Below are 17745 nucleotides of genomic sequence, written 5' to 3' on the forward strand. Positions count from 1 at the left end.
CATGAGTTTATTGACCGGTTTTGAACAACCGATAGACCAATCGCAGCACGCTTTTCGTTTGATTCTTAAAGCCTTGAGCGAACCGGGCCACCGGGTGACGCTGCCGGCCGGCCCGGCCTGGGCGCCGCTGAACGCCGCCAGCACCGCCGCGCTGCTGACGCTGGCCGATCAGGAAACGCCGCTGCAGCTGTGTGCGGTGCTTAAAAGTGAGCAAGTGCTAACAAACATTCGTTTTCACAGTGGCGCGCCGCTGGCCACCACGGCGCAGGAGGTCTGTTTTGCCCTGTTCGATGAACAACTGCAGGCCGCCGATCTGCAGGCCTTACCGCACGGCACGGAAATCTCGCCGGAATGCGGCGCCACGGTGGTGGTGCAGCTTGCTGAGCTGGAGAACGGCGCCGCGCTGCGCCTGACCGGCCCCGGCATCGAGAGCCAACGCCTGATTGCGCCGCGCCTGCCGCCGGCGCTGCTCGATTACTTGGTCAACCGTCCGCAGCGCTTCCCGCTGGGGCTGGATATTTTGCTGACCTGCGGCGATCGCCTGCTGGCGATCCCGCGGACCACCCGCGTGGAGGTGTGCTGATGTACGTAGCGGTAAAAGGGGGCGAAAAAGCCATTGAGGCCGCCCATCAGCTGCAGGAACAGCTGCGGCGCGGCGACGAGGCGCTGCCGGCGATCGGCGCGGAACACATCGAACAGCAGCTGGGGCTGGCGGTGGATCGGGTGATGACCGAAGGCGGCATCTACGATCGCGAGCTGGCGGCGCTGGCCATCAAACAGGCCAGCGGCGATTTGGTGGAGGCGATCTTCCTGCTGCGCGCCTACCGCACCACCCTGCCGCGCCTAGCGGTCAGCGAGCCGCTGGCCAGCGAAAACATGCGGCTGGAGCGGCGCATCTCGGCGGTTTACAAGGACTTGCCCGGCGGGCAGGTGCTGGGGCCAACCTACGACTACACCCACCGGCTGCTGGACTTCGCGCTGCTGGCGGAGGGCGAAGCGCCACGTGCGCCGCAGGCCGACGAACCGCTGCCGGACAACTGCAGCCACGTGTTCGATCTGTTGTGCCGCCAGCAGCTGGCGCGGGAGGAACAGGACGACGGCAGCGCGCCGGACGACATCACCCGCAATCCGCCGGTTTACCCCTGCTCGCGCTCGGCGCGCCTGCAGCAGCTGGTGCGCGGCGACGAAGGTTTTCTGCTGGCGCTCGGCTACGCCACCCAGCGCGGCTACGGCCGCAACCACCCGTTCGCCGGCGAGATCCGCACCGGCCACGTTTCGGTGGAGATCGTGCCTGAAGAGCTCGGTTTCGCCATCGATATCGGCGAAATCCTGCTGACCGAGTGCGAAATGGTCAACGGCTTCGTCGATCCCAAGGACCATCCGCCGCACTTCACCCGCGGTTACGGGCTGGTGTTCGGCCGCGCCGAACGCAAGGCGATGGCGATGGCGTTGGTGGATCGCGCATTGCAGAGCCCCGACTACGGCGAAGGCGTCGCCGGCCCGGCGCAGGACGAAGAGTTCGTGCTGGCCCACGCCGACAACGTCGAGGCCGCCGGCTTCGTCTCCCATCTCAAGCTGCCGCACTACGTCGACTTCCAGGCTGAACTGGAACTGCTCAAGCGGCTGCGGCAGGAATACAGCGAGCGTCAGGAGGCCCGCGATGAGTGAAGTATTGACCGGCTATAACCTCGGTTATCTGGACGAGCAGACCAAGCGCATGATCCGCCGCGCCATCCTGAAGGCGGTGGCGATCCCCGGCTATCAGGTGCCGTTCGGCGGCCGCGAGATGCCGATGCCCTACGGCTGGGGCACCGGCGGCATTCAGCTCACCGCCAGCGTCATCGGCCGCGCCGACGTGTTGAAGGTGATCGACCAGGGCGCCGACGACACCACCAACGCGGTGTCGATCCGCCGCTTCTTCCAGCGCGTCGCCGGGGTGGAAACCACCGAACGCACGCCGGAGGCCACGCTGATCCAGACCCGTCACCGCATTCCGGAAACCGCGCTGCGCGAAGACCAGATCCTGATCTATCAGGTGCCGATCCCGGAGCCGCTGCGCTTTATCGAACCGCGCGAAACCGAGACCCGCAAGATGCACGCGCTGGAGGAGTACGGCGTGATGCAGGTGAAGCTGTATGAAGACATCGCGCGCTACGGCCATATCGCCACCACCTACGCCTACCCGGTGAAGGTCAACGATCGCTACGTGATGGATCCGTCGCCGATCCCAAAATTCGACAACCCGAAAATGCACATGATGCCGGCGCTGCAGCTGTTCGGCGCCGGGCGCGAGAAACGCATCTACGCCCTGCCGCCGTTCACCAAGGTGGAGAGCCTGGACTTCGACGACCATCCGTTCAGCGTGCAGCAGTGGGACGAACCCTGCGCGCTGTGCGGCTCGCGCCACAGCTATCTGGACGAGGTGGTGCTCGACGATCGGGGCAACCGCATGTTCGTCTGTTCGGACACCGACTACTGCCGGCAGCAGCTGGCGCAATCTTCGCAAGAGGCGCAGCACTGATGACTTCCACCCCTTTGAGCACCACCCCGCTGCTGTCGGTGAACCGGCTCACCCACCTGTACGCCCCCGGCAAGGGCTTCAGCGACGTGTCGTTCGATATCTACCCCGGTGAAGTGCTGGGCATCGTCGGCGAATCCGGCTCCGGCAAAACCACGCTGCTGAAGTCGATCTCGGCGCGGCTGGCGCCGCAGCGCGGGCAGATCCTTTACCGCCCGCAGGCGGACCGGGAACACGACCTGTACGCCATGGCGGAGAGCGATCGCCGCCGCCTGCTGCGCACCGACTGGGGCGTGGTGCACCAGCACCCGCTCGACGGGCTGCGGCCGCAGGTCTCCGCCGGCGGCAACATCGGCGAGCGGCTGATGGCCATCGGCCAGCGCCACTATGGCGACATTCGCCGCCAGGCCGGCCAGTGGCTGGAAGACGTCGAAATCCCGCTGTCGCGCCTCGACGATCTGCCGACCACCTTCTCCGGCGGCATGCAGCAGCGGCTGCAGATCGCCCGCAACCTGGTCACCCACCCCAAGCTGGTGTTTATGGATGAGCCGACCGGCGGGCTGGACGTGTCGGTGCAGGCGCGCCTGCTCGATCTGCTGCGCAACCTGGTGGTGGAAATGCAGCTGGCGGCGGTGATCGTCACCCACGATCTCGGCGTGGCGCGGCTGCTGGCCCACCGCCTGCTGGTGATGAAACAGGGCGAAGTGGTGGAGAGCGGCCTGACCGATCGGGTGCTCGACGATCCGCACCATCCTTACACCCAGCTGCTGGTTTCTTCGGTGCTGTCGTAACCCAAGGCGATAACAGATGACTATGCAAATCCGAGTTGAACATCTCAGTAAAACCTTTGTGCTGCATCAGCAGTACGGCACCCGCCTGCCGGTGCTGCACGACGCCAACCTGACGGTCCACGGCGGCGAATGCGTGGTGCTGCACGGCCACTCCGGCAGCGGCAAGTCCACCCTGCTGCGCTCGCTGTACGCCAACTACCTGCCGGACAGCGGCCATATCTGGATCAACCACCAGGGCGACTGGCTGGACATGGTCAGCGCCGACGCGCGCCAGATTCTGGCGGTGCGCCGCCATACGCTGGGCTGGGTCAGCCAATTCCTGCGGGTGATCCCGCGCATCAGCGCGCTGGAGGTGGTGATGCAGCCGCTGCTGGAACAGGGCGTCGAGCGCGCCGAATGCCGCGACCGCGCCGAAGCGCTGCTCGCCGCGCTCAACGTGCCGCATCGCCTGTGGCCGCTGGCGCCGTCCACCTTCTCCGGCGGCGAACAGCAACGGGTGAACATCGCGCGCGGCTTTATCGTCGATTACCCCATTCTGTTGCTGGACGAACCGACCGCCTCGCTCGACAGCCGCAACAGCGCGGCGGTGGTACAGCTTATCGAACGCGCCAAGGCGCGCGGCGCGGCGATCGTCGGCATTTTCCATGATGAAGGCGTCCGCCGACAGGTCGCCGACCGGCTTTATGACATGCAGGCGCCACAGGCGCTGGAGGCCCTCTGATGATCGTCAATAACGTTAAGCTGGTGCTGGATGACCAGGTGGTGCAAGGCTCGCTGGAGATGCAGGACGGCGTGATCCGCAGCTTCGCCGACGGCCCGAGCCGGCTGCCGCAGGCGCTGGACGGCGACGGCGGCTGGCTGCTGCCGGGGCTGATCGAGCTGCACACCGACAACCTGGACAAGTTTTTCACCCCGCGCCCGAACGTCGACTGGCCGGCCCATTCGGCGATGAGCAGCCACGATGCGCTGATGGTGGCCAACGGCATCACCACGGTGCTGGACGCGGTGGCGATAGGCGACGTGCGCGACGGCGGCCACCGGCTGGAAAACCTGCAGAAGATGATCGATGCGGTGATCCACAGCCAGCGCGCCGGGGTGAACCGCGCCGAGCACCGGCTGCACCTGCGCTGCGAGCTGCCGCACGAGAGCACGCTGCCGCTGTTCGAACAGCTGATGGACAAGCCGGGCGTGTCGCTGGTGTCGCTGATGGACCATTCGCCGGGCCAGCGCCAGTTCGCCTCGCGCGAAAAGTACCGCGAATATTATCAGGGCAAATACCACCTCAACGATCAGCAGATGAGCGAGTACGAGGCGCAGCAGGTCGCCCTGTCCGCCCGCTGGGCCGCGCCGAACCGCGAGGCGATCGCCGCCCACTGCCGCGCGCGCCGCATCTCGCTGGCCAGCCATGACGACGCCACCGCCGCGCACGTGGCCGAATCCTGCGCGCTGGGCAGCGCCATCGCCGAGTTCCCCACCACCGAGGCGGCCGCCCGCGCTTCGCACCAGCAGGGCCTGCAGGTGCTGATGGGCGCACCGAACATCGTGCGTGGCGGCTCCCACTCCGGCAACGTGGCGGCGCACCACCTGGCGGCGCTGGGGGTGCTGGATATCCTCTCTTCCGATTATTACCCGGCCAGCCTGCTGGACGCGGCGTTTCGCCTCGCGGCGGACGAGCGCAACGCCTACGATCTGCCCCAGGCGGTGCGCATGATCACCCGCAACCCGGCGCGGGCGCTGGATCTGCAGGATCGCGGCGCCATCGCCGAAGGATTGCGGGCGGATCTGGTGCTGGCACGGCCGCACGGCGAGCACGTTTACGTGCAGAACGTGTGGCGCCAGGGCAGGCAGGTGTTCTGATGGCGCGGCTCATCTATCTGATGGGGCCTTCCGGCGCAGGCAAGGACAGCCTGCTGGCCGCGCTGCGGGCCGACGCCGACCGCGCGCCGCTGGTGGCGCACCGTTACATCACCCGGCCGGCAGACGCCGGCTGCGAGAATCACATCGCGCTGAGCGAACCCGAATTTCTGCGCCGCCGCGCCAAGGGGCTGTTCGCGCTCGACTGGCAGGCCCATCAGCAGCGCTACGCGTTCGGGATCGAAGTGGATCTTTGGCTGCTGCAGGGGATCGACGTGGCGGTCAACGGTTCACGCGCCCACCTGCCGCAGGCGCAGCAGCGCTACGGTGCGCAGCTGCTGCCGGTATGCCTGCAGGTCAACGCCGCGATCCTGCGCCGGCGCCTGCAGGATCGCGGACGGGAAAGCGCTGAACAGATCGAGCAGCGGCTGGCGCGGGCGGCGGAATATCAGCAGAGTCTGCCCGCCGGCTGCCGGGTGCTGCACAACGACGGCCCACTCGACGATACCCTGGCGGCGCTGCTGGCGCTGCTGCCTACCGCCACCCGACAAGCTCAGGATGCGATGCCATGAACGACTTTGCCCAGCCGAAAATCGGCGACAACGTGACCCTTAACCGCACCCGGCTCGGCCAGTATGTGCATCTGGCCGACGATGCGATCCTGGAAGAGGTGGAGATGGGGGACTACTCCTACACCGCCGGGCACAACCAGATCTTTTACGCCACTATCGGCAAGTTCGTTTCCATCGCCTCCTATGCGCGCATCAATCCCGGCAACCACCCGACCTACCAGCGCATCGCGCAGCACCACTTCACCTATCGCGCTTCCGAATACGGGCTGGGGGAAGACGACGCGGCGTTCTTCGACTGGCGGCGCGAGCACCACGTCACCGTCGGCCACGACGTGTGGATCGGCCATAACGCCATCCTGATGCCGGGCGTCAGCGTCGGCAACGGCGCGGTGATCGGCAGCGCAGCGGTGGTCACCAAGGACGTGGAGCCTTACAGCATCGTCGCCGGCGTGGCGGCCAAGAAGATCGGCATGCGCTTCGACGATGCGCTGATAGAGCGTATCGAACGCAGCCAGTGGTGGCACTGGGATCACGCCACGCTGCAGGCGCGGCTGGCGGATTTTCGCGACATCAACCGCTTTGCGCAGAAGTACCTTTAACGGAGGGGGAGCGATGCAACTGACCTTTCTCGGCACCGGCGGCGCGCAGCAGGTGCCGGTGTTCGGCTGCGACTGCCCTATCTGCCAACGGGCGCGGCGCGAGCCGGCATTTCGGCGGCGCGCGTGCAGCGCCATGCTTAACTATCAGGGGGAAACGACCTTATTGGATGCGGGATTGCCGGCTTTGGAGCGGCGATTTTCGGCGGGGCAAATTCAACGTTTTTTACTGACACATTACCACATGGATCACGTTCAGGGGTTATTTCCTTTGCGTTGGGGGTGCGGAAATTCCATTCCGGTGTATGGCCCACCGGATGAACAGGGCTGCGACGACCTGTTCAAACACCCGGGCATTCTGGCGTTTCAGCCGCCGCTGGCGCCCTTCGCCACCGTCGAACTGGGCGGCATGCGCATCACCCCGCTGCCGCTGCAACACTCCAAACTGACCCACGGCTACCTGATCCAGGCGGCGGGCGCTGCGCTGGCCTACCTGACCGACACCGTCGGCCTGCCGCCGGCCACCGCCGACTATTTGCAGAACGTGGCGCTGGATCTGCTGGTGCTCGATTGCAGCCTGCCGCCTCAGCCGCAGGCGCCGCGCAACCACAACGATCTGACCCGCGCGCAGGAGACGCAGCGGTTGCTGCAGCCCAAACGCACGCTGCTGACGCACATCAGCCATCATCTCGATCTGTGGCTGCTGGACAATGAACTGCCCGCCGGGCTGGAGCTGGCGTTCGACCACCTCAGCGTCAGCCTCGGTAGCAGTGCAGCCGATCCGACTCCAGCACCCTGACCCCTTCGCCCGGCGTGAACGCCTGCTGCAGCAGCGTTTGCGCCACGTCTTTGGCGGAGACGGCGCGCCATTTACCGGGCAGCAGCCTGAACAACGGCAGCGAGAGGCGCTCCATCAGGCGCGGCGCAGGGCGATCCCCCACCAGCATGGAAGGCCGCACCAGCGTCAGGCGCGGCCAGCGCTGTTCGCGCAGCGCCTGCTCCATCTCGCCTTTGGTGCGGTTATACAGGAAGGTGGAATGCGCGTTGGCGCCCAACGCACTCACCACCAGACAGTGCTGCGCCCCCAACCGGCGGCCGGTCAGCGCGCTCTCCACCACCAGTTGGTAATCGACGTAGCGGAAGGCATCGGCGCTGCCCGCCGCCTGGCGGGTGGTGCCCAGGCAGCAGAACACCAGATCGACCGGCTGCTGCAGGCCGCTCAGCAGTTCGAACAGCGCATCGCCGACCGGGTTGGTCAGCTTGCCGTGCGGCGGCAGCGGCGTGCGCGTCGGCGCCACGATGGCCGTTACCTGCGGATCGCTTTGCAACAGCTGCAGCAACTCGCGCCCCACCAGCCCGGTTGCGCCGACTAACAGTGCTCGCGCCATGCAATCTCCCGTTGTAATCAATACGTCGACTTAAAGTATAGACCGCGCCCAATGCAGCTTCTTGCCGAAGCCGAGGGTGTTGTCGGTCATCTTCACCTCGTGCAGATCCAGCCGCCATACCGAGGCCTTCATCGCCCTGGCGATCGGGAAGCGCTTGCAGTAACGCGCGCGCGCCGCCTCGGCCTCTTCGCCGCTCAGCAGCACCGCCTCGGCGCGGTACTGCACGCCGCGGATCAGCGCGATGCTTTTCGGTTTCGGCGCGATGGTGCCGACCACCCGGCCGTTGTTCAGCATCAGCCCACCGTGGCGGGTGTGCGGTTCGGTCATCAGCCACAGCGCCATCGTCGCGGCGTCGAACACGTAAAAACAGTTGGCGCACCACATGTCGAGGCCGTCGCCGGCGCACAGCGTTAAGACATGTTGCTTGCCGATGAAATCCGCAATCTGTTGCCGTTGTTCTGGGGTATTCAAGGTTACTCGCCTCCCGGTTCACTCACTTCATCTTACCCTGCGTTGTTGAAGCGAGTCACAAATAACGATAATCACCAAAAATCCCATGCGAATATAAAATCACAATATCTGTATTTTTACTCATTTCAGCGTCAGACGGGTTTATAACATAAAAAAAACAAACCGGATTTATTTGATCGTTAGGCAACCGATTAATTGCGCCATTCTTTTATTCCCATCCTGACGGCACGCAAATTTAGCGCGTCTGCCCGGCGCCGATTAGCAATTTATTTACATGCTCATTTGTCTGCCTGGCCGCAGTTTATGCAACTCACTGCATAATCAATGAATAGTTATTTATAAACACCGGCATTTATGTGATGAAAATCACGATTTCCTGCCCATCTTGCGTTAAAATAGCGCCATCTTTTCACTCAGCAAGGTGGATTAGAAAATGGAAAACAATAACCGAAAAATGGCGCATATCAGGCGCACAACCCATATTATGATGATGGCTCATCGCAGCTGCTTTAGTTTCGCATTCTTCAACTACAGATAACCCTCACCCCCTCGCTCTTACGCCGTTGTTAAGAGTGTCTTTGCGTTTCACTTTATTCTCCGCACTCCGGTGATAATGTCTTTCCCCCGCAAACCGGGAAGGGCGCGCAATACATTTTTAATACCGTCAAAGAGCCTCCAAGAAAAATAAAACAAAGAACACAGTTAATGCCTTAGGGCATCGCTGGGTTCTCGTACACCTTTATTTTCGTGAAGGCGTTAGCGGCAAATGGAATTATTTGCCGACGGTGCGCCTTTGCCTGAAGAATGAGAAAAATGAAAAAATTAAAAATTGCCGCCAACACCCAAACCCTCGGCTGCTTTGAAACTGAACGCGACATCGTCGATGTGCATCACAGCGATTTCAATGACGTCGCCGCCATCGTGCTGTCGGTAGACGACGTCGCGCAAGGCATGGTGGCGCGCATCGAAGAGCACGGCCTGAACATTCCGCTGTTCGTCGCCGTCTGCTGCGAAGAAGAGCTGGATAACGCCGTATTGCCGGCGCTGCACGGCGTGTTTGAGCTGTGCGGCAAGAATACCCAGTTCTACGGTAAACAGCTGGAGGCCGCCGCCGCAAAATATGAGAGCGAGCTGCTGCCGCCGTTCTTCAACACGCTGACGCAGTACGTGGAAATGGGCAACGCCACTTTCGCCTGCCCCGGCCATCAGGGCGGCGAGTTCTTCCGCAAACATCCGGCGGGCCGCCAGTTCTTCGACTTCTACGGCGAAACGCTTTTCCGTTCGGACATGTGCAACGCCGACGTCAAACTGGGCGATCTGTTGATCCACGAAGGCGCGCCTTGCGCGGCGCAGCAGCACGCCGCCAAGGTGTTCAACGCCGACAAGACCTACTTCGTGCTCAACGGCACCTCGGCCTCGAACAAGGTGGCGACCAACGCTCTGCTGACGCGCGGCGATCTGGTGCTGTTTGACCGCAACAACCATAAATCCAACCACCACGGCGCATTGATCCAGGCCGGCGCCACGCCGGTTTATCTGGAAACCGCGCGCAACCCGTTCGGCTTTATCGGCGGCATCGACGCGCACTGCTTCGACGAGCGCTACCTGCGCCAACAGATCCGCGAAGTGGCTCCGGAACGCGCCAACGAAGCCCGCCCGTTCCGCCTCGCGATCATCCAGCTCGGCACCTACGACGGCACTATCTACAACGCCCGTCAGGTGGTCGACAAGATTGGCCACCTGTGCGATTACATCCTGTTCGACTCCGCCTGGGTGGGCTATGAGCAGTTCATTCCGATGATGAAAGACTGCTCGCCGCTGCTGCTGGAGCTGAACGAGAACGATCCCGGCATCATCGTCACCCAGTCGGTGCACAAGCAGCAGGCCGGCTTCTCGCAGACCTCGCAGATCCACAAAAAAGACAAGCATATTAAGGGGCAGAGCCGGTACTGCAACCACAAGCGCTTCAACAACGCCTTTATGCTGCACGCCTCCACCAGCCCGTTCTATCCGCTGTTCGCCGCGCTGGACGTCAACGCCAAGATGCACGAGGGCAAGAGCGGCCAGCGCCTGTGGCAAGAATGTGTGCGCGTGGGCATCGAAGCGCGCAAAATGCTGCTGGATACCTGCACGATGATCAAACCGTTCGTGCCGGATCAGATCGACGGCAAGCCGTGGCAAGCCTATGACACCGCGGCGATGGCCAACGATCTGCGCTTCTTCAACTTCGTGCCCGGCGAAAAATGGCACGCTTTTGAGGGCTATGCCGAATCGCAGTACTTCGTCGATCCGTGCAAACTGCTGCTCACCACGCCGGGCATCGATACCGCCACCGGCAGCTACAGCGAGTTCGGCATCCCAGCGACCATTCTGGCCAACTACCTGCGCGAAAACGGCATCGTGCCGGAAAAATGCGATCTCAACTCGATCCTGTTCCTGCTGACGCCGGCGGAAGACATCGCCAAGATGCAACACCTGGTGGCCCTGATCGCCCGCTTCGAGAAGCACATCGAGCAAAACTCCCTGCTCAGCGAGGTGCTGCCTGCGGTCTATAAAAACCACCAGCAGCGCTACAAAAACTACACCATCCGCCAGCTGTGCCAGGAAATGCACGACCTTTACGTCAGCTACGACGTTAAAGAACTGCAAAAAGAGATGTTCCGCAAAAGTTATTTCCCGCGCGTGGTGATGAATCCGCAGGACGCCAATACCGAGTTTGTACGCGGCAACGTGGAATTGGTCTCGCTGGCCAAGGCCGAGGGGCGCATCGCCGCCGAAGGCGCCCTGCCTTACCCGCCTGGCGTGCTGTGCGTCGTGCCCGGTGAAATTTGGGGCGGCGCCGCGCAGCGTTATTTCCTGGCATTGGAAGAAGGCATCAACTTATTGCCGGGATTCGCGCCGGAATTGCAGGGCGTTTATATCCAACAGGATGAGGACGGCTGGAACCGCGCTTACGGCTACGTCATGAAAAATTAATCACCTTACGGGGCGGCGATTATTCTCGCCGCCCGGATCGCATCCTAAAAGAGAAAATGATCATGAGTAAGTCCAACAATAAAATGGGGGTCGTGCAATTAACGATCCTGACCGCCGTGAATATGATGGGTTCCGGCATAATTATGCTGCCGACCAAGCTGGCCGAAGTGGGCACGATTTCGATAGTTTCCTGGCTGGTGACCGCCGTCGGCTCGATGGCGCTGGCCTACGCGTTCGCCAAATGCGGCATGTTCAGCCGTAAATCCGGCGGCATGGGCGGCTACGCCGAATACGCCTTCGGTAAGTCGGGCAACTTCATGGCGAACTACACCTACGGCGTTTCGCTGCTGATCGCCAATATCGCCATCGCCATTTCCGCCGTCGGCTACGGCACCGAGCTGTTCGACACCACGCTCAGCCCGCTCGGTATCTGTATCGCCACCATCGGCGTGCTGTGGCTGGCGACCGTCGCCAACTTCGGCGGCGCGCGCATCACCGGCAAAATCAGCGGCATCACCGTCTGGGGCGTGATCATTCCGGTGGTGGGCATCTCGGTCATCGGCTGGTACTGGTTCAGCGGCAGCGCCTACGTCGCCGCCTGGAACCCGCATCAGGTGCCGACCTTCGAAGCCATTGGCGCCTCGATCTCAATGACCCTGTGGGCGTTCCTGGGGCTGGAATCCGCCTGCGCCAACACCGACGTGGTGGAAAATCCGGAGCGCAACGTGCCGATCGCCGTACTGGGCGGCACACTCAGCGCGGCGGTGATCTATATCGTTTCGACCAACGTGATCGCCGGCATCGTGCCAAACATGGATCTGGCCAACTCCACCGCCCCGTTCGGGCTGGCGTTCTCCCACATGTTCAATCCGACGGTCGGCAAGATCATCATGGCGTTGATGGTGATGTCCTGCGTCGGCTCGCTGCTCGGTTGGCAGTTCACCATCGCCCAGGTGTTCAAATCCTCCGCCGACAGCGGCTTCTTCCCGAAAATCTTCTCCAAGCTGAGCAAGGCCGACGCGCCGGTCAAAGGCATGCTGACCATCGTCGTCATCCAGAGCGGTTTGTCTCTGATGACCATCAGCCCGTCGCTGAACAAGCAGTTCAACGTGCTGGTGAACCTGGCGGTGGTGACCAACATCATCCCTTACATCCTGTCGATGGCGGCGCTGGTCATTATTCAGAAAGTGGCGAAGGTGCCGGACAACAAGGCGCGCATCGCCAATATCATCGCCGGCATCGGCGCGCTGTACAGCTTCTATGCGCTTTACAGCTCCGGTGAGGAAGCGATGATGTGGGGCGCCATCGCCACCTTCCTCGGCTGGACGCTGTACGGCATTGTCTCGCCGCGCTTCGAGCTGGCGGGAAAAAAGGGGTAAAGCGGTAAGGCTCCGGCGGCCGGGGATGGGATTGTGACGGCGAACATGCCATCATACGCCGACCCTGGCCACCGAAACGGCGTACGATGACCGACACTACCCCCACTCCCTGGCACCTCTACATGCTGCGTTTACCGAGCGGCATGCTGTATACCGGCATCACCACCGACGTGGCGCGCCGCCTGGCGCAACATCAAGCCGGCAAAGGCGCCAAGGCGCTGCGCGGTAAAGGGGAGCTGACGCTGGCGTTTCACTGCCAGGTGGGGGATCGCTCAACGGCGCTGAAGCTGGAATACCGCGTCAAACAGCTGAGCAAAATACAAAAAGAGCGGCTGGTGAATCACCCGCCGCTGTCGTTGGCGTATCTATTGCCGGCCGTTAAAAGCGATTAAACGGCGCAGAAAAAGCCACTTCACCGCTGACGCCATTCAGAGCGTCTTGCGCCAGCGGATACACCTGGAATGCGCTTTCCGTGTCCGGCCAGCGACAATTCAGACCATAGGCGGCGGCCGGTTTGAAACCGAAGCGGCCGTAATAGGCCGGATCGCCCAGCACCACCACCGCGGCGTAGCTGAATTCGTTCAGCGAATCCAACCCCTCGTACACCAGCTTTTCAGCCAGCCCCTGGCGGCGAAGGCTTTCGTCTACCGCCAGGGGCGCCAGCGCCACCCATTGGCGGTCTTCGCCGGCCACGTCTACCGGGCTGAACGCGGCGTACCCCACCACCCCGCCTTCGTCGTCAGTGGCGACCACGCCCAGCGTCAGCAGGCCGTCTTCGCGCAGCTGCTGCACCAGGTCGGCTTCGTCGTCGCGGCCAAAGGCGCGGCGCAGCAAGGCATCGATGCCCGCCGCGTCTACCGGGATCTCTACGCGGATCAGCATGATGCCGCCACACGGGAAGCCGACGCCGTGCCCTCCTGCAGCCCTGCTTCGACAAAATCAGCCAACTGCAACAGCCCCATGCGCAGCGGCGCAGGCATGCTTTCCAGCTCAATGGCGTCCATCAAATTTTTCACATACAGGCCCAATTCGGTATCCCCTTCAATCTGCAGCCGACGCTGAAAGAACAGCGTATCCGGATCTTGCTTACGCGCCGCGATCAGGATCAGATCGTTGGCGTCGCCGCTGAAGCTGACGTCCGCTTCGGCGTGCTGGCTGACCACCAGTTTGTCGTTTTCTACCGTCATAAACCATTGTAGCGCCAGATCGCGAACTTCGATCTTTAACCAGCGCGATTCGAGAAATTCCAGATCGCCATCCGCCAACGCCTGGCGGAACTGCCAGCTCAGCACCTGTTGCAGCAGTTGGCGCTGCAGAGCGAACGGCGTGAATTTCAGCGGGATGCGCAGCAGCGACGGCCCCTGGCGCACAAGACGTGCTCGTAGTTGTTCCAACACGGTCATCCACTCCTTTCAATACGGACTACCGCTATTTTGCCACACTGACGCGCGGCTTCAGCGGTCTATATCAACAAATAGTGCATTTCACCGCCATGTTTATCAATACGCCATAAGCTGCCTCAAATCAAAACCCGTGCGCGCCCCTTTGCCTAAAATGGCCTCCCCGATTCGCGTTTGCCGGCGGAACACCGTCGTCGGCAACCTTTAAAGACAGCGTGCGCCCGGCCGGGCGTACGGCTAAGCCAGGATAAATCTATGGAGCTGCTTTGTCCCGCCGGCAACCTGCCGGCCCTGAAGGCCGCGGTGGATAACGGCGCCGATGCCGTTTACATCGGGCTGAAAGACGATACCAACGCGCGCCACTTCGCCGGCCTCAACTTCACCGAGAAAAAGCTGCAGGAAGCGGTCGATTACGTGCATCGCCACGGCCGCAAACTGCATATCGCCATCAACACCTTCGCCCATCCCGACGGCTACGCCCGCTGGCAGCGCGCGGTGGATATGGCCGCCCAACTGGGCGCCGACGCGTTGATTCTGGCGGATCTGGCGATGCTGGAATACGCCGCCCAACGCTACCCGCAGCTGGAGCGCCACGTTTCGGTACAGGCTTCCGCCACCAATGAGGAGGCGATCCGTTTCTACCAGCGCAACTTCGAGGTCGGCCGGGTGGTGCTGCCGCGGGTGCTGTCGATGCACCAGGTGAAACAGCTGGCGCGCACCAGCCCGGTGCCGCTGGAAGTGTTCGCCTTCGGCAGCCTGTGCATCATGGCCGAGGGGCGCTGCTACCTCTCCTCCTACCTGACCGGCGAGTCGCCGAACACCGTCGGCGCCTGTTCGCCGGCGCGTTTCGTGCGCTGGCAGCAAACCGCACAGGGCATGGAGTCGCGCCTGAACGACGTGCTGATCGACCGCTATCAGGACCACGAAAACGCCGGTTACCCGACGCTGTGCAAGGGCCGCTATCTGGTGGACGACGTGCGCTACCACGCGCTGGAAGAGCCTACCAGCCTCAATACCCTGGAGCTGCTGCCGGAGTTGCTGGCCGCCAACATCGCTTCGGTGAAGATCGAAGGCCGCCAGCGCAGCCCGGCTTACGTCAGCCAGGTGGCGCGCGTCTGGCGCCAGGCGATCGACCGTTGCCAGGCCGATCCGGCCGCCTACCGCGCCGACGCCGCCTGGATGGAGACGCTGGGCGCGATGTCCGAAGGCACCCAAACCACGCTGGGCGCCTATCACCGCAAATGGCAGTAGCCGGAGGAAACATGAAATACGCACTCGGGCCGGTACTCTACTACTGGCCGAAAAACGACATCGCAACGTTCTATCAACAGGCGGCGGACAGCAGCGCCGACATCATTTATCTCGGCGAGAGCGTCTGCGCCAAGCGCCGCGAGATGAAGGTCGGCGACTGGCTGGCGCTGGCGCGCGAAATCGCCCGCAGCGGTAAACAGGTGGTGATCTCCACGCTGGCGCTGCTGCAGGCGCCGTCCGAACTGAATGAGCTGAAACGCTATGTGGAAAACGGCGAGTTCCTGTTTGAAGCCAACGATCTGGGCGCGGTGAACATGGCGGCGGAGCGCGGCTTGCCGTTCGTCGCCGGCCATGCGCTGAACTGTTACAACGCCTATACCCTGCGCCTGCTGCGCCGCCAGGGCATGATCCGCTGGTGCATGCCGGTCGAGCTGTCGCGCGACTGGCTGGCCAATCTGCTGACGCAGTGCGACGAGCTGGGCTTCCGCCACGACTTCGAGGTGGAGGTGCTGAGCTACGGCCATCTGCCGCTGGCCTATTCCGCGCGCTGCTTCACCGCCCGCTCGGAGAACCGCGGCAAGGACGAGTGCGAAACCTGCTGCATCAAGTATCCGCAGGGCCGCATGATGCGTTCGCAGGAACAACAGCAGGTGTTCGTACTCAACGGCATCCAGACGATGAGCGGTTACTGCTATAACCTCGGTAACGAGCTGCCGAACATGCAGGGGCTGGTGGACATCGTGCGGCTGTCGCCGCAGGGCGCCGAGACGCTGGCGCAGATCGATGCCTTCCGCGCCAACGAGCGCGGCGAGCAGCCGCTGGCCTTGACCGACCACGCCGACTGCAACGGCTACTGGCGCCGCGTGGCCGGGTTGGCGTTGGTGGGGTGATTGAGGCCGGCGCCGGGCTTTCCCTCGCCTGAGGGGCCTTTCAACGCCATTATTCGGCTGGCCGCCCGCGAGGAGAATGCGCCCGAAACCACACATCGGGCGCATTCAGCCAGAACAACGGCAGGCGATTACCTTTTCAACGCAATTCGCTTTAATGACTGCCACAGGCGTTCTTTATCGCCAACTTTCAGGTGGGTTTGTTCCAGGGATTTCATAAAAACAAACCTGTCATTAAAGCGCTCGCCTTTCTTCAATTTATTGCTGACGCTGGTCAAAATCTGGGTATTCAACCGGCTGATTTTCGCTCTCACACTGTCCAGCGATTCAGGCTGCCAGCCGTTTTCCGGCGCCGACAGCCAGTCTGCCCGGTAGCGATACTGAATCGCTTTGGCCGCATCCATTTGCGCCTGTATAAAAGGAGCCACCGACTTGCCATCCAATCCCAATGCTTCCGCCTCGCGGACTGAGTTGGCCAATACGTTGGCTTCCTGAGGCAAATCCTCAATGGCCAGATGGTTGTTTGCCTTATACCCGGCAACGTCTTTCATGTAAGACAATCGCTGGTTAATCAATGAGGCGGTCTCGTCGGTTTGAATAGGCTTTGCCACCGCCGTGATAGAGAAAAATAATCCAGCCAAAAGCAGCAACCCTCTCGTCACTTTAAAATCCATTTAACCTCTCCTGTCACAGCCCTGTTGGCAGTGGTTTTTGGCTCGCAACGAAATTCGCTATGCGTGCATAATCTTTTGCCACCGCCGGATGTTTGCGCCCGGGAAGAAACTCGAAGCTGCAGCGCTCGCCGTCTTTCACTAACTGCGACGCCAGATTCCTGACATTCAACCTTGGGTTATCCCCTATGCGCTGGAAGATCTCTTTCTCAAGATCGGTACTGTCCGGCTCCGCCCGCTCCTCGCGGCTGCCTAAGAGCAGCGATAACCAATCAATGCTTGCGGCAAGCTTAACGTCGCCTTCGGGCAGCACTGCGCCATTCGCCCACCAGAGCGCGGGACTGGCGGCAACATAGCGCTGAAAAGCCGTTTGATGATGAAACGCCACGTATAAGGTGAAATGCCCGCCAAACGAATGCCCCGCCAGCGTTTGCATTTGCTTATTGACCTTAAAACGACATTCGACCCACGGTTTGACGACATCCTGAATAAATCGATAAAATTGCTCCGCTCCGCCCCCGTCTTTAAAGCGCTCGCTGCCATCGCTCACCGTATAGTCAAATGTGCGAGCCGCCTTAATATCGACCCCCTCCTGATAACCGATTCCAATATAAAGCACAGGGGATACATCATCACCGTGATAACCCGCCTTAATTAGGGTCTCAAAGTGTCTGTTGGCATCTAAAAAATACAACGGATTTAATTCGTTGCACCCAACATGCCGTTTATCGCATGCCAGGAAGACCTTATATTTTTGTCCATGATATTCAAACAGAACCGTTTGAACGCTTAACTTACCCGTCATACATCATGCTCCTTCATATTTATTACATAACGGCACCTATCTGAAACATCCCGTTTACAGACCAATCTCATGACTATGAGCGAGCAATCCATTTAATTACCCTACAATTAATGATTTCCGCACGCTAAGATCGTAAATCCCGAGGAGTTCATCACACACACCAACAATTAAGAAGATCTAATCATT

At 61.6% G+C, this 17745-nt stretch carries 21 protein-coding genes; 15 read left to right on the forward strand and 6 right to left on the reverse strand.

Annotated features, from left to right (window positions below; all coding sequences use genetic code 11):
• Position 1 precedes the first annotated feature (1 nt).
• Genes phnH through phnP form a run of 9 tightly spaced genes read left to right on the forward strand, consistent with a single transcriptional unit; the run spans position 2 to position 7130 of the window.
• Positions 2 to 583, forward strand: coding sequence for a phosphonate C-P lyase system protein PhnH (phnH, locus tag ACJ8M3_RS15700; RefSeq protein WP_033641676.1), 582 nt, complete (start codon positions 2 to 4; stop codon positions 581 to 583).
• A complete protein-coding gene (locus ACJ8M3_RS15705; RefSeq protein ID WP_033641675.1) occupies positions 583 to 1668 on the forward strand; it encodes a carbon-phosphorus lyase complex subunit PhnI in 1086 nt (361 codons plus the stop codon). The genes phnH and ACJ8M3_RS15705 overlap by 1 nt, the downstream gene beginning before the upstream one ends.
• Complete coding sequence (locus ACJ8M3_RS15710) at positions 1661 to 2521, forward strand: alpha-D-ribose 1-methylphosphonate 5-phosphate C-P-lyase PhnJ (RefSeq protein WP_004933420.1); 861 nt, start codon at positions 1661 to 1663, stop codon at positions 2519 to 2521. Before ACJ8M3_RS15705 ends, ACJ8M3_RS15710 begins: the two co-directional genes overlap by 8 nt.
• Positions 2521 to 3309: a phosphonate C-P lyase system protein PhnK gene (gene phnK, locus ACJ8M3_RS15715; RefSeq protein WP_033651464.1), complete on the forward strand. Its 789-nt coding sequence runs from the start codon at positions 2521 to 2523 to the stop codon at positions 3307 to 3309. The genes ACJ8M3_RS15710 and phnK overlap by 1 nt, the downstream gene beginning before the upstream one ends.
• Positions 3310 to 3325: 16 nt before the next feature.
• Positions 3326 to 4030: a phosphonate C-P lyase system protein PhnL gene (gene phnL / locus ACJ8M3_RS15720; RefSeq protein WP_033641673.1), complete on the forward strand. Its 705-nt coding sequence runs from the start codon at positions 3326 to 3328 to the stop codon at positions 4028 to 4030.
• The gene (phnM, locus tag ACJ8M3_RS15725) at positions 4030 to 5166 is read left to right on the forward strand and encodes an alpha-D-ribose 1-methylphosphonate 5-triphosphate diphosphatase (protein WP_033638888.1); all 1137 of its coding nucleotides are present in this window, start codon (positions 4030 to 4032) and stop codon (positions 5164 to 5166) included. Before phnL ends, phnM begins: the two co-directional genes overlap by 1 nt.
• Positions 5166 to 5735 (forward strand): ribose 1,5-bisphosphokinase, encoded by a 570-nt coding sequence (gene phnN / locus ACJ8M3_RS15730; RefSeq protein ID WP_033641672.1) that lies wholly within the window; start codon positions 5166 to 5168, stop codon positions 5733 to 5735. Before phnM ends, phnN begins: the two co-directional genes overlap by 1 nt.
• Positions 5732 to 6334 carry a DapH/DapD/GlmU-related protein gene (locus tag ACJ8M3_RS15735; RefSeq protein ID WP_015376431.1) on the forward strand — a complete coding sequence of 201 codons (603 nt, stop codon included), beginning with the start codon at positions 5732 to 5734 and terminating at the stop codon, positions 6332 to 6334. The genes phnN and ACJ8M3_RS15735 overlap by 4 nt, the downstream gene beginning before the upstream one ends.
• Positions 6335 to 6347: 13 nt before the next feature.
• Positions 6348 to 7130, forward strand: coding sequence for a phosphonate metabolism protein PhnP (gene phnP, locus ACJ8M3_RS15740; RefSeq protein ID WP_039567766.1), 783 nt, complete (start codon positions 6348 to 6350; stop codon positions 7128 to 7130).
• On the opposite strand, the gene ACJ8M3_RS15745 is transcribed toward phnP, so the two are convergent.
• Both ACJ8M3_RS15745 and ACJ8M3_RS15750 read right to left on the reverse strand, forming a co-directional pair.
• Positions 7087 to 7719, reverse strand: coding sequence for an NAD(P)H-binding protein (locus ACJ8M3_RS15745; RefSeq protein WP_033641670.1), 633 nt, complete (start codon positions 7717 to 7719; stop codon positions 7087 to 7089). The genes phnP and ACJ8M3_RS15745 overlap by 44 nt on opposite strands.
• A gap of 30 nt (positions 7720 to 7749) precedes the next feature.
• Positions 7750 to 8190: a YhbP family protein gene (locus ACJ8M3_RS15750; RefSeq protein ID WP_015376428.1), complete on the reverse strand. Its 441-nt coding sequence runs from the start codon at positions 8188 to 8190 to the stop codon at positions 7750 to 7752.
• Positions 8191 to 8623: 433 nt separating this feature from the next.
• On the opposite strand from ACJ8M3_RS15750, the gene speFL reads away from it, so the two are divergent.
• The 4 genes from speFL to ACJ8M3_RS15770 all read left to right on the forward strand — a co-directional run bounded on the left by speFL (position 8624) and on the right by ACJ8M3_RS15770 (position 12937).
• Entirely contained in the window at positions 8624 to 8728 is a 105-nt protein-coding gene (speFL, locus tag ACJ8M3_RS15755) for a leader peptide SpeFL (protein ID WP_004933443.1), read from the forward strand.
• Between the two features lie 275 nt (positions 8729 to 9003).
• On the forward strand, positions 9004 to 11166 hold the full coding sequence (speF, locus tag ACJ8M3_RS15760; RefSeq protein ID WP_015376427.1) for an ornithine decarboxylase SpeF: 2163 nt from the start codon (positions 9004 to 9006) through the stop codon (positions 11164 to 11166).
• Positions 11167 to 11228: 62 nt separating this feature from the next.
• Positions 11229 to 12545: a putrescine-ornithine antiporter gene (gene potE / locus ACJ8M3_RS15765; protein WP_033648789.1), complete on the forward strand. Its 1317-nt coding sequence runs from the start codon at positions 11229 to 11231 to the stop codon at positions 12543 to 12545.
• An 86-nt stretch (positions 12546 to 12631) separates the two neighbouring features.
• A complete protein-coding gene (locus ACJ8M3_RS15770) occupies positions 12632 to 12937 on the forward strand; it encodes a GIY-YIG nuclease family protein (protein ID WP_142074920.1) in 306 nt (101 codons plus the stop codon).
• On the opposite strand, the gene ACJ8M3_RS15775 is transcribed toward ACJ8M3_RS15770, so the two are convergent.
• Entirely contained in the window at positions 12924 to 13427 is a 504-nt protein-coding gene (locus ACJ8M3_RS15775) for a GNAT family N-acetyltransferase (protein WP_021504238.1), read from the reverse strand. The two genes, ACJ8M3_RS15770 and ACJ8M3_RS15775, sit on opposite strands and share 14 nt — an antisense overlap.
• Positions 13421 to 13942, reverse strand: coding sequence for a ubiquinone anaerobic biosynthesis accessory factor UbiT (gene ubiT, locus ACJ8M3_RS15780; protein WP_033644181.1), 522 nt, complete (start codon positions 13940 to 13942; stop codon positions 13421 to 13423). The genes ACJ8M3_RS15775 and ubiT overlap by 7 nt, the downstream gene beginning before the upstream one ends.
• A gap of 258 nt (positions 13943 to 14200) precedes the next feature.
• Here ubiT and ubiU point away from each other — a divergent pair, with 258 nt between their 5' ends.
• Together ubiU and ACJ8M3_RS15790 are read left to right on the forward strand one after the other, a co-directional pair.
• Positions 14201 to 15196 carry a ubiquinone anaerobic biosynthesis protein UbiU gene (gene ubiU / locus ACJ8M3_RS15785; RefSeq protein ID WP_033641666.1) on the forward strand — a complete coding sequence of 332 codons (996 nt, stop codon included), beginning with the start codon at positions 14201 to 14203 and terminating at the stop codon, positions 15194 to 15196.
• Positions 15197 to 15207: 11 nt separating this feature from the next.
• A complete protein-coding gene (locus ACJ8M3_RS15790; protein ID WP_033641665.1) occupies positions 15208 to 16086 on the forward strand; it encodes a U32 family peptidase in 879 nt (292 codons plus the stop codon).
• A gap of 128 nt (positions 16087 to 16214) precedes the next feature.
• Here the strand turns inward: ACJ8M3_RS15790 and ACJ8M3_RS15795 are convergent, their stop codons facing one another.
• Positions 16215 to 16757 carry a chorismate mutase gene (locus tag ACJ8M3_RS15795; protein ID WP_060660029.1) on the reverse strand — a complete coding sequence of 181 codons (543 nt, stop codon included), beginning with the start codon at positions 16755 to 16757 and terminating at the stop codon, positions 16215 to 16217.
• Positions 16758 to 16770: 13 nt separating this feature from the next.
• Complete coding sequence (locus ACJ8M3_RS15800) at positions 16771 to 17559, reverse strand: alpha/beta hydrolase (RefSeq protein ID WP_033641663.1); 789 nt, start codon at positions 17557 to 17559, stop codon at positions 16771 to 16773.
• Between the last annotated feature and the right edge of the window lie 186 nt (positions 17560 to 17745).

The organism is Serratia sp. CY55921 (assembly GCF_052167655.1).
Classification (GTDB): Bacteria; Pseudomonadota; Gammaproteobacteria; order Enterobacterales; family Enterobacteriaceae; genus Serratia; species Serratia ureilytica.